Raw genomic sequence first — 10,860 nt, 5'->3', positions numbered from 1 at the left:
ACACTCCGCTATCGCGAGCAGGCTCACTCCTACAGGGGATCTTTGTCATTTCGAGGGAGCATTCCAGCGGGCGATTACCGCTGGCAATTCCGTGAGGCTGCGGATCTCTGCATCCGGCAAGCGCTCCGCTTCCCAGACCTTGCCCGTCGGGTTGAACCACACCGCGCGCAAGCCCGCCTGCTGCGCCCCGGCGATGTCATCGCCGGGATGATCGCCGACATGCACCGCTGCTTCGGCACTCACGCCCCCGCGTTGCAGGGCTTCATGAAACAGCCGTGCATCCGGCTTGGCGATGCCGATGTCTTCGGCGCACAAGGCGAACTTGAAGTAGTCCGCCAGCCCCAACCGGCGTACATCGGCGTTGCCATTGGTGACGACGCCGAGGGCATATTGATTGGCGAGCAGCTCCAGCAGCGGCTCGACTTCCGGGAACACTTCGATCTGATGCCGCGCATGCAAAAACACTTCGAAAGCCTTGTCGGCCAGATCCGATGCTTCGCCGTGGCCATACCCGGCTTCTTCCAGAGCATGAAACAACACGCGCCTGCGCAACGCACTGATGCGGTGCTTGAGCCCCGGCTCGCCCGCCAGTACTCGCTCGCGAATCGACCACAAATGCTCCACCGGTACCGCGCCCAGATTCGACGCATGTTCGCTCAGCCATTCGCGCAACACGGTTTCGGCGCTGGCAATCACCGGAGCGGTGTCCCACAGGGTGTCGTCGAGGTCGAAGGTGATCAACTGAATGCTCATGAATCATCGCCTTTCATGCGTTTGGCCCGGGGATGGGCGCTGTCGTAGACCGCCGCCAGGTGCTGGAAGTCCAAATGGGTGTAGATCTGCGTGGTCTTGATATCGGAGTGACCGAGCAATTCCTGCACCGCCCGCAGGTCCTGGGAAGACTCCAGCAAATGGCTGGCGAACGAGTGCCTGAGCATGTGCGGATGCAGGTTCTGCCCCAGTTCGCGCTCGCCAGCGAGTTTGACCCGCACCTGAATTGCACGCGGGCCAAGGCGTCGCCCTTGCTGGCTGACAAAAACCGCATCGTCGGCAGGATTGGTCATGGCGCGTAGCGGCAGCCATTGTTCGAGGGCTTCACGGGCCTTCTTACCTACAGGCAGCAGACGGGTCTTGCTGCCCTTGCCCAGCACCTGAACCATGCCGTCGGCGAGGTCGAGCTGATCGAGATTGAGTCCGGTCAGCTCGGACAGGCGCAGGCCCGATGAATAGAACAGCTCCAGAATCGCCTGATCGCGCCGGGCAAGAAAATCGTCCTCAACCGCACCTTCCAGCAGTTGCAGGGCGCGATCAGTGTCGAGGGTTTTCGGCAGGCGCCGTTCGCCTTTCGGCGGCGCCAGGCCGGTGGCCGGGTCGTGGTCGCACAAGCCTTCGCGATTCAGATAGTGATAGAGCCCACGCACTGCCGAGAGCAGGCGGGCGAGGCTGCGCGAGGACTGGCCTTGCGCATGCAAGCGGGCGATCAGGCTGCGCAGGCGCTGGATGTCCAGCGCAGCCCAGCTGCCGATGTTCTGCTTGATGCACCAGCCGAGGACTTTATCGAGGTCGCGGCGATAAGCCGACAGGGTGTGCGGCGACACCTGTCGCTCACTGCGCAGATGTTCGCAGTAAGCGTCCAGTTGTCGTTCCATGCTCAGCGTACCGAGCGCAGCGAGCTGTTGACCCGTGGCAGCACGCGGCCCATGACCTCGGCGATGTAGCTGAGGAACAGGGTGCCGACCGAACTCTTGTAGTGCTGCGGATCACGGCTGGCGATGGCCAGGATGCCGTGGATGCCCTGATGGCTGACGGCAACCACGGCGGTCGAGCCGATCTGCTGGCGCTGTTCTTCGCCGAAGAGGAAATCCAGCTCATGTTCACGCAGGCTGCCGCTGACGCTTTTGCCTTCGGTGAGCAGACCGCCGATCGCGGTTTGCGCATCGGCGTGGGTTACCCAGCGGCCGACCGGGGCCGGGTTGTCGCCGAGCAGGATCAGGCTGACAAAGGGCACCTGGAAATCCTGACGCAGGCTGTCTTCCACACTGATCACCACGTCTTCCAGAGTCGACGCGTCCATCAGCGCGAGGATCAGGCGCCGGGTCTTTTCGAACAGGCGATCGTTGTCACGAGCCACGTCCATCAGATGTGAAAGGCGATGGCGCATTTCGATGTTGCGGTCGCGCAGGATTGTCATCTGCCGCTCGACCAGCGACACGGTGTCGCCACGTCGGTGCGGAATGCGCAGTGACGGCAGCAGCTCTTCGTGCTCGACGAAGAAGTCCGGGTGAGCCTCAAGGTAGGCGGCAACCGCGGCTGCCTCAAGGCTCTCGGACGCTGATTCGTCGGCTGGTCGGGCGGGTACCTGGGGCTTGTCGGTCATGATTTCTGCTCGCTCAAAGACGCACTTGTCCTTCGTAGACACGCACTGCCGGACCGGTCATCAATACCGGTTCGCCCGGGCCGGCCCACTCGATGGACAGACGCCCGCCGGGCAGGTCGATCAACAGCGGCGAATCCATCCACCCCTGACTGATAGCCGCCACCGCCGCCGCACAGGCGCCGGTGCCACAGGCCTGGGTTTCCCCGGCGCCGCGCTCCCACACGCGCAGTTGCGCGCGGTGGCGGTCGATGACCTGAAGGAAACCGACATTGACCCGCGCCGGGAAGCGCGGATGGTGTTCGACCTTCGGCCCCAGTTCATGCACCGGCGCGCTGTTGATGTCATCCACGCGAATGACCGCATGGGGATTGCCCATCGACACAGCGGCCAGTTCGACCGTGGTGCCATCGACGTCCAGCTGATAGCTGCTGGCCTGGGCTGGCGCCTGGAATGGAATGTCCGCCGGCACCAGGCGCGGCGCGCCCATGTTCACGCCGATCTGGCCGTCGTTACGTACGTCCAGTTCGATGATCCCGCCCTTTGTCTCGACGCGGATCTGCCGCTTGGCGGTCAGACGCTTGTCGAGCACGAAGCGCGCGAAGCAGCGCGCACCGTTGCCGCATTGCTCCACTTCCGAACCGTCGGAGTTGAAGATCCGGTAGCGAAAGTCCACGTCCGGGTTGCTCGGCGCTTCGACGATCAGCAACTGGTCGAAACCGATACCGGTGTGGCGGTCGCCCCATTGCTTGGCGTGTTTGGGCTGAATGTGCGCGTGCTGGCTGACCAGGTCGAGGACCATGAAGTCGTTGCCCAGGCCGTGCATTTTGGTAAAACGCAGCAGCATCGGTTACTCCGGCAGCAGGCTTTCGCCGGCAAACAGCTCGGCCACGGTTTCGCGGCGACGCACTTCAAAAACCTGATCACCATCCACCAGCACTTCAGCGGCACGGCCGCGGGTGTTGTAGTTGGAGCTCATGACGAAACCGTAGGCACCGGCCGAATGCACCGCCAGCAAGTCGCCTTCTTCCAGCGCCAGTTCACGGTCCTTGGCGAGGAAGTCGCCGGTTTCGCAGATCGGGCCGACGATGTCGTACTTGCGTGCAGCGCTGTCGCGCGGTTTCACCGCCGTGACGTCCATCCACGCCTGGTACAGCGCCGGACGGATCAGGTCGTTCATCGCCGCGTCGACGATGGCGAAATCCTTGTGCTCGGTATGCTTGAGGTACTCGACCTGGGTCAGCAGCATGCCGCCATTGGCGACGATGAAGCGGCCCGGCTCGAACACCAGCGCCAGATCACGCCCGTTCAGACGCTCGCGTACGGCTTTGATGTAGTCGGCAGCCAGCGGCGGCTCTTCATCACGATAACGCACGCCCAGGCCGCCACCGAGATCGATGTGGCGCAGATGAATGCCGCAATCGCCCAAGCGATCGACCAGATCCAGCAGGCGATCCAGGGCGTCGATGAACGGCGGCAGGGTGGTCAGTTGCGAACCGATGTGGCAGTCGACACCGACCACTTCCAGGTTCGGCAGATGCGCGGCGCGCACGTACACGTCTTCGGCGTCGGCAATGGCGATGCCGAACTTGTTCTCTTTGAGACCGGTGGAAATGTACGGGTGGGTGCCGGCATCGACGTCCGGGTTCACCCGCAACGAAACCGGGGCGCGAACACCCAGCTCGGCTGCGACCAGCTGAAGACGCTCGAGCTCGTCGGTGGATTCGACGTTGAAGCAGTGCACCCCGACTTCGAGGGCACGACGCATGTCGTCACGGGTCTTGCCGACGCCGGAAAAGACGATCTTGTCGGCGCTGCCGCCAGCGGCGAGTACGCGTTCCAGCTCGCCACGGGAAACGATGTCGAAACCGGCGCCGAGACGGGCCAGGACATTCAGGACACCGAGGTTGGAGTTGGCTTTGACCGCGAAGCAGACCAGATGCGGCATGCCAGCCAGCGCATCGGCGTAGGCCAGATATTGCGCTTGGATGTGTGCGCGCGAGTAAACGTAAGTGGGCGTGCCGAAGCGGTCGGCGATGGCGGACAGCGCCACACCTTCCGCGAACAGCTCCCCGCCACGGTAGTTAAAAGCGTCCATGGCGATCCCTTAGTAAACGTCGTGCTTGTGAGCCTTGGATGGCTGCTTTTGCGAAGACTGGGCTTGTTCGGCCGGGTCCTGATCGTCGTCAGGCAGGTACAGCGGGCCTTTCTGACCACAGGCCGATACCAGGCAGGCAACCGCGACGAGCGCAGCAAGGGAAGAGATCAGGCGCTTCATGGCGAAATCCTTGAAAATGCGTTAATTGCGCCGGAGTATACCGGCCACCCGGCAGCTTGCCTATGCGAGGGGGTTCCCGTCCGGCGGGGCTCCTGAGAAGCGCATCATCCCTGTGGGCGCGAGCCTGCTCGCGAAGAGGTTGTAACATTCGATACGTTCGTTGCCTGACACACCGCTTTCGCGAGCAGGCTCGCTCCCACAGGGGCGGTGTTGAATGGGCGACAGGTGCTTGGTCGTTAAACTTTGCAATCGGCCGGCAGCGTCCGTATCTTTCGGCGCTTGAGCCTGATCAGACATTTTTGAGGTTGCCGCAATGAGTTTGTCCGAAGCCCGTTTCCACGATCTGGTCGATGAAACCCAGGAAAAACTGGAAGACATATTTGACGAAAGCGATCTGGACATCGATCTGGAAAGCTCGGCCGGCGTGCTGACGGTCAAATTCGAAAACGGCAGCCAGCTGATTTTCAGCCGCCAGGAACCCTTGCGACAGCTGTGGCTGGCGGCGGTGTCCGGGGGCTTCCACTTCGACTACGACGAAGAAAGCGAGCGCTGGATGTGTGACAAGAGCGAAGAGCAGCTCGGCGAAATGCTTCAGCGCCTCGTCAAGCAGCAGGCTGGCGCTGAATTCGATTTCGAAGGTCTGTGATTCGTGACTGATGCAGCGCCTGTTCGCCCGCCGAAACCGCTTTACAGCAACGTCAGTCCGGCGGTGCCTTCGCCGTGCACAGGCGTCTGTCGACTGGACGAACAGAAAGTCTGTCTCGGCTGCGCGCGCCACGTCGAAGACATCCGCGAATGGCGCTCGGCGGATGATCAGCGGCGGCGCGTGATATGCGCGCAAGCCGCAGAGCGCCGCACTCGAGCCTGATACGAACCTGTGGCGCGGGAGCTTGCTCCCGCTGGGTCGCGAAGCGGCCCCAAACTCTTGCGACAGCTGCGCAGCCGAGCGGGAGCAAGCTCCCTCGCCACAGGTTTTCACCCAGGCAAAAAGGGCGTGACTTGTATATTTTTTGAGCTGTGATAGTGTCCGCGGACGCCTCAAACCACCGAGGCACGGTGAAAACCCCGTCTTTTTTGGCGGGGTTTTGCTTTTTTTGTGCAGAAGAAAGGAGTCTGCCTGGATCATGACCGCACCTTCCATCACCCTTACCCGTCTGGACGTGCAACGTCTGGAACGCCTCATCGACAGCCTGAGCGACAAAGACCAGGCTGCGCCGGGCGTGATTGCGCTGCAAACCGAGCTGGACCGCGCCGATACCGTGGTCGGCCACGATGAAGTGCCCGCCGATGTCGTGACCATGAATTCCCGTGTGCATTGCCGCGAAGAAGGCAGTGGCAAGGATTACCACCTGACCCTGGTCTACCCCAGGGACGCCAACGCCGACGAGGGCAAGATTTCCATTCTGGCCCCGGTCGGCAGTGCACTGCTGGGTCTGAAGGTCGGCCAGCACATCGATTGGCCGGCTCCGGGTGGCAAGTCGCTGAAGCTGACCTTGCTGGAAGTGGAATCGCAACCGGTCAACGGCGGCGCTTTTCCCGAATAAATCCCTGCCTCAAACCTGTTCGAGCGCATCGTTCAAAGAGCGCTCCAGGTCCGCCTTGTAGCGCAGATACAGATTGCTTGAACTGTGCCCGTCACCGAGCAGACCCGACAGGTCGAGGTCGGTGATGTAGCAGCGATAGCGCTCGGTCTCGCGGCGCTGCTCGACGATCTCCCGGGCGACCACGCTGAACAGCTGGTCGCCATGCTCCAGCTCGCTGAATTCCCGCTGATTGCAATACAGGGTGACCTGCACTTCGCCGTGCGCGGCTTTGCCAATGATCGCCTGCACGTCGTAGAACGGTTTGTTGGCTGGCGTCTGCGGCGCCGGCCGGGTTTCGACTCTGCGCGATCGCCCCGGGCCTGACAGCTGGTAATACAAGGTTTCGGGACTGCCCGCGGGGCCACCTTCCATCGGCAGCCGTGCTTCACGGCGATACTGGATTGATTGCACAAAGCGCTGCAACGGCACCAGCAGACTCTGCTCGTCGTGGTACGGCAACTGCTGTTGCCACAAGGCATTGAATTCATCCAGCACGTACAGCTCGGCCTGCTGTTCGCTGATGCGGTAGAACACCTGAATGCACTCCGGCTGACCCATCGGCAGAATCAGCGCGAGATCGTGATCCTCGAGTGCCATCGGGTCCAGGTGCAGCGGGCTGTAGCGCGGTTGTTCCTCGCCCAGATAATCGAGCAACGCCGGCAGGGTGGCGAGGGCAACATGGTTGACCTGACCTGGCACCAGCTCCAGCACGTGATAGTGCTGCTGCACCTGGATCAGGTAGCGGTGATTCAAGTCGCTGAGCAACAGGGTCTGGGCGGTGTCGACGATTTCCTCGACGCGGCGCGCAATGAATTGCGCACGGTTGTGGCAGAAGCAGCGCACCTTCAGCGACGGCTGCACGAGGCCGCGCGGCAGATTATTGAGGTAATCGCGCAGGCAATCGAGCAGCGCGTGCGGGCCGTCGAAACGATTGACCAGCACTTCGTTCCAGCTGTTGAGCGTGATCTGATCAAGGGTCAGCACGAGGTTCTCGCGCACGCCGGCATAGCTCAGCGAGTCGGTGCGCTCGGTGGTCATCAGGATGTTCAGATCGCGGTGATGCTTGAGCGGGTCGACGCCGACGTTGATCAGCAGTAGCACTTCGCTGGGCACAGCGGCGCGCAGCAAGGGCTCTTCGGCCACGGTGGGCAAGGGCAGGGCGATGCACTGCTGCAGGCTGCCAAGCAGGTTGAACAGCTCGAACTCGCTCAAGTCGCTGGTGCCCGGATGCAGGGCCAGACGCGTGCTGCTGTCGATCACGCCGTTGCGGTGGCACCAGGTCAGCAGTTCAAGCAGTTCGCGACTGCGCTTGATCGGCGCGAAGTGCTCCCACTCCAGCGCCGTGAGGCTGCCGTTGTACAGGCCCCACTGGGTCTGCCCCGGTTCCTTTTTGTTCGGTGACTGCACCAGGGTCAGGGTGTCTTCGGCCAGGTCCGGGGCGATGCCCGGATTGATGAACTCGACCTTGTCGGCCTTGCGCTCGAACGCCGCATACAAGCGCCGGCCGAGGATATTGAGGTCGCGCTTGTTGATCAGGCTGACGGTCTGTTCGCTGCGGGCGAACTGGGTCAGGAAACGATAGCTGTAATTGAGTTCGTTGACCAGCGCGCGACGCTCAGCGCTGACCTGCCGCACTTTCCACTGACTGCGACTGTCGAGCAGCGCCAGTTGTCGCTGATCCCAGTGCCATTCGCCGGCCAGGCGTTCGAGCAGTGCGCGTTGCCAGCCCTGGCTGCGGCTGTTGCCGGTGAGCTTGCGGTTGACCTTCAGGTACAGCGCACGGCGCACCAGCTCAAGCCGTTCCGGCTCGTTGCGGGCAATCAGGTATTCCTCGATACGCCGGTACACGACCATGTACGGGTCCAGCTCATCGAGATCGAGCTGATTGGCGAACACGGCCTTCTTGAAGCGCAGGCTCAGGCACTGCACCTGCGGATGTTCGCTGGCGTAAACCTCGGTCAGTAGCAGTTTGAGCACCGACTTGTAGGGCGACTCGATGCCTTTGAACAACTGCCACAACCCGGCGCCGATGAATTCCCCCGGCGGAATTGTCGCCATCGGTCCCAGATCAAGCGTCTCGTCGGCGCGAATAAAGCGTTTGGACAGCAGGGTATGGGTGTAGGCATCGTAGGCCGTTTCTTCATAGACCGGCACCAGCCACCAGATTGGCGTGCGCCCGGCCAGCCAGATCGCGGTGCGGTAAAACTCGTCGAGCAGCAGATAGTGCTGGGTGCTGCCGCAGTTTTCCGAACTCAGCTGCGAGTCTCGTTCGCCTTTCACGAACCGCGCCGGGTCGATCAGGAAGAAATGCGCCTCGGCGCCCTGACTCGCGGCCCAGGTTTCGAGCAACTGGCATTTCTTGCTCAGTTCACTGAGTTCGCTGTCGGTAAGATCGGGCGCGTGGCAGACCCATACGTCCATATCGCTCTGATCGGCCTGGGCCAGTGTGCCGAGGCTGCCCATCAGGAACAGACCGTGAATCGGTCGCGGCGGATTGCTGCCGTGGCGCGGTTTGTAGGAGAACGAGCGGGTCAGCCGTTGCGCCTCAGCGAGCGCGTTGGCGTCTGGCTCATAATTGGACAATCCGGCCGGCGTACTGCCCGAGACATAGCCGGGCAGCAGAGGATGATTGACGTGGAAGAACAGCGGCAACAGCGTCAATACGCTTTGCTGGCGCGTCGACAAGCCTTCAAGCGCACGGCCGAGGCGCCCTTCATTGAGTTTGAGAAAACGTGCGCGCAGTTGGCTGAGTACCTTGCGGTCGATGCCTTCGTCCAGGTCGGGGCGGATTTCGTGGGTGCGCGTCATGTCAGCTCAAACCGGCTTGCAGGCTCGGACGTGGAGGTCTCGGAATGGCCGCAGTTTAGCCTCTGCGTGGCAGGACGTTTAAGCTGAATTTTTTTTTTGACGGCAGATTTTTATCGACAGCGATCGGGCGGGCCCGCGGAAATCCCGTGGCAGGAGTTCCCGTGGGCAAAGTCAGGGAAAATCAGGCGGTTTCCTGCTCTCTCAGAATCGTCAGTACGGTCTGCACGTTTTGCGCGGCATCGCGACCGAGGCTGGTCAGATACCCGCCATCGGGCTGGTCGGTGAGTTCTTTTTCGAAGAGGCGTTTGGCAGCAGCGATGTGTTTCGGGGCAGCGGTCTGATGAATTTTCAGACCTTCCTGGGAACTGTCCAGGTTGAAGAGTGCAAGGACTTCCAGTTCGGCAACCAACTCAGGGGTAAGCGACATAAGGACTCCAGACTTTCTAGGAATTGGACGACAGCGCCTCTAAGGTGAACCCGCTGGTGCGGCATGTCCAGTGCGCAGATCAGGGGATTTTGTCTTGAGGCGAATTCCAGTGTAGTCGGGTAACGGCAGATGGCTGGATGGAGGCGTAACAAACATTGTAGGAGTGAGCCTGCTCGCGATCGCGTTCTTTCAGTCATCACCGATGTGTTTGAAAAGACGCTATCGCGAGCAGGCTCACTCCTACAGGATCGGGGTTACTGTTTTTCCGGTGGCAGCTCTGGCAGCTTGCGCAATGCCGTTTCGTACCATTCGGTGTCGAACGGGCGGTCTTCATCAAGCATCGCGTCAATCTCGAAAGCCAGCACGTGAGCCATCAGATTGAGGATCTCCTCACGGTCCATGCCGACCAAAGTCAGCTTGTTCAACGTCGCCCTGGCCGCCGGCGGGTTGTCGCTTTCGATCTGGTTCTCGATGGCTTCGAGCAGCGTCGCTTCGGTGAATGCTTCTTCGTCGTCATCGTTGACGATATCTGTCGGCTCGCTCATGGCAGGCTCCTCAGGGAAAGGCGCCAGTTTACCCGCATTCAGCGGCGTGATGCTGCTGGCGGGAAACGCCGCCGCGATCTATAAACAGGCACTGCCCACCCCGCACGGCCTGGAGGTTCTGTGATGTTCAAGCTCTACGGATTCGCTGTCAGCAACTACTTCAACATGGTCAAACTGGCGCTGCTGGAAAAAGGTCTGCCCTTCGAAGAGGTGACTTTTTACCCGACACAAACCCCGCAATCACTGGCCATCAGCCCGCGGGGCAAGGTCCCGGTGCTGGGTGTCGACGCCGGTTACATCAACGAAACCGCGATCATCCTCGAATACCTCGAACAATCACAGAAGGGCACGCCGCTGCTGCCTAGCGATCCATTCGAACGCGCGCAGGTATTGGCGATTGCCAAGGAGATCGAGTTGTACATCGAGTTGCCGGGGCGTGCCTGTTACGGCGAGGCGTTTTTCGGCATGACGTTGCCGGAGGCGATCAAGGAAAAGACCCGCTCCGAATTGCTGCTGGGCTTCGCAGCGCTGGGGCGTCACGGCAAGTTCGCCCCTTATGTGGCGGGTGACAGCCTGAGCATTGCCGATTTGTATTTACTCTACAGCGTGCCGCTGGCCTGTGCAGTTGGGCAGAAACTGTTCGGAATCGATTTGCTGGCCGAGATGCCACAGGCGAAAGCGTTGCTGGAGCGGCTTGAGCAGAATCCGCATGTGCAGAGGATTGCGGCGGACAAGGATGCAGCGATGCCGGCGTTTTTGGCGATGGTGGCTGCCAGGAAGTGAGTTTTGTAGCGCTCTGAAGGAAGCCTTCGCGAGCAGGCTCGCTCCCACATTGAATCGGTGGT

Annotated in this window: 14 protein-coding genes; 5 read left to right on the top strand and 9 right to left on the bottom strand. The window is 61.3% G+C overall.

What is annotated here, in order from left to right:
- Positions 1 to 45 precede the first annotated feature (45 nt).
- From DCO47_RS22485 to DCO47_RS22460, 6 genes are read right to left on the bottom strand one after another with little or no spacing between them, the layout of a single operon-like run.
- Positions 46 to 753: an HAD family hydrolase gene (locus DCO47_RS22485; protein WP_116658953.1), complete on the bottom strand. Its 708-nt coding sequence runs from the start codon at positions 751 to 753 to the stop codon at positions 46 to 48.
- Complete coding sequence (gene xerC / locus DCO47_RS22480) at positions 750 to 1,649, bottom strand: tyrosine recombinase XerC (protein ID WP_039757393.1); 900 nt, start codon at positions 1,647 to 1,649, stop codon at positions 750 to 752. Before xerC ends, DCO47_RS22485 begins: the two co-directional genes overlap by 4 nt.
- A 2-nt stretch (positions 1,650 to 1,651) precedes the next feature.
- Positions 1,652 to 2,377 (bottom strand): DUF484 family protein, encoded by a 726-nt coding sequence (locus DCO47_RS22475; protein WP_042607115.1) that lies wholly within the window; start codon positions 2,375 to 2,377, stop codon positions 1,652 to 1,654.
- 13 nt (positions 2,378 to 2,390) lie between these two features.
- The gene (dapF, locus tag DCO47_RS22470) at positions 2,391 to 3,221 is read right to left on the bottom strand and encodes a diaminopimelate epimerase (protein ID WP_042607114.1); all 831 of its coding nucleotides are present in this window, start codon (positions 3,219 to 3,221) and stop codon (positions 2,391 to 2,393) included.
- Between the two features lie 3 nt (positions 3,222 to 3,224).
- Positions 3,225 to 4,472 (bottom strand): diaminopimelate decarboxylase, encoded by a 1,248-nt coding sequence (gene lysA, locus DCO47_RS22465; protein WP_065616351.1) that lies wholly within the window; start codon positions 4,470 to 4,472, stop codon positions 3,225 to 3,227.
- Between the two features lie 9 nt (positions 4,473 to 4,481).
- Entirely contained in the window at positions 4,482 to 4,652 is a 171-nt protein-coding gene (locus DCO47_RS22460; RefSeq protein WP_016772589.1) for a lipoprotein, read from the bottom strand.
- Positions 4,653 to 4,965: 313 nt separating this feature from the next.
- On the opposite strand from DCO47_RS22460, the gene cyaY reads away from it, so the two are divergent.
- The 3 genes from cyaY (at position 4,966) to rnk (ending at position 6,196) form a co-directional block, all read left to right on the top strand.
- Entirely contained in the window at positions 4,966 to 5,298 is a 333-nt protein-coding gene (cyaY, locus tag DCO47_RS22455; RefSeq protein ID WP_041476930.1) for an iron donor protein CyaY, read from the top strand.
- A gap of 3 nt (positions 5,299 to 5,301) precedes the next feature.
- Positions 5,302 to 5,520: a DUF1289 domain-containing protein gene (locus tag DCO47_RS22450; RefSeq protein ID WP_080902459.1), complete on the top strand. Its 219-nt coding sequence runs from the start codon at positions 5,302 to 5,304 to the stop codon at positions 5,518 to 5,520.
- A 256-nt stretch (positions 5,521 to 5,776) separates the two neighbouring features.
- A complete protein-coding gene (gene rnk, locus DCO47_RS22445) occupies positions 5,777 to 6,196 on the top strand; it encodes a nucleoside diphosphate kinase regulator (RefSeq protein ID WP_042607112.1) in 420 nt (139 codons plus the stop codon).
- Between the two features lie 9 nt (positions 6,197 to 6,205).
- Here rnk and DCO47_RS22440 read toward each other — a convergent pair whose 3' ends face one another.
- The 3 genes from DCO47_RS22440 to DCO47_RS22425 all read right to left on the bottom strand — a co-directional run bounded on the left by DCO47_RS22440 (position 6,206) and on the right by DCO47_RS22425 (position 10,015).
- Positions 6,206 to 9,043, bottom strand: a complete 2,838-nt coding sequence (locus DCO47_RS22440) for a class I adenylate cyclase (protein ID WP_116658952.1) — start codon at positions 9,041 to 9,043, stop codon at positions 6,206 to 6,208.
- 181 nt (positions 9,044 to 9,224) lie between these two features.
- On the bottom strand, positions 9,225 to 9,470 hold the full coding sequence (locus DCO47_RS22435) for a TIGR02647 family protein (protein WP_003229392.1): 246 nt from the start codon (positions 9,468 to 9,470) through the stop codon (positions 9,225 to 9,227).
- A gap of 254 nt (positions 9,471 to 9,724) precedes the next feature.
- The gene (locus tag DCO47_RS22425; RefSeq protein ID WP_083353809.1) at positions 9,725 to 10,015 is read right to left on the bottom strand and encodes a hypothetical protein; all 291 of its coding nucleotides are present in this window, start codon (positions 10,013 to 10,015) and stop codon (positions 9,725 to 9,727) included.
- Between DCO47_RS22425 and DCO47_RS27400 the strand changes: the two genes are divergently transcribed.
- Together DCO47_RS27400 and DCO47_RS22420 are read left to right on the top strand one after the other, a co-directional pair.
- Complete coding sequence (locus DCO47_RS27400) at positions 10,014 to 10,139, top strand: hypothetical protein (RefSeq protein WP_256590235.1); 126 nt, start codon at positions 10,014 to 10,016, stop codon at positions 10,137 to 10,139. The genes DCO47_RS22425 and DCO47_RS27400 overlap by 2 nt on opposite strands.
- Positions 10,139 to 10,798: a glutathione S-transferase gene (locus tag DCO47_RS22420; RefSeq protein WP_116658951.1), complete on the top strand. Its 660-nt coding sequence runs from the start codon at positions 10,139 to 10,141 to the stop codon at positions 10,796 to 10,798. Before DCO47_RS27400 ends, DCO47_RS22420 begins: the two co-directional genes overlap by 1 nt.
- Positions 10,799 to 10,860 lie beyond the last annotated feature (62 nt).

It is taken from the genome of Pseudomonas sp. NDM (genome assembly GCF_003105095.1).
In the GTDB taxonomy this organism is placed as follows: Bacteria; Pseudomonadota; Gammaproteobacteria; order Pseudomonadales; family Pseudomonadaceae; genus Aquipseudomonas; species Aquipseudomonas moraviensis_A.
The sequence above is the reverse complement of the archived record's forward strand: the minus strand, read 5'-3'. Positions and strand labels throughout refer to the sequence as shown.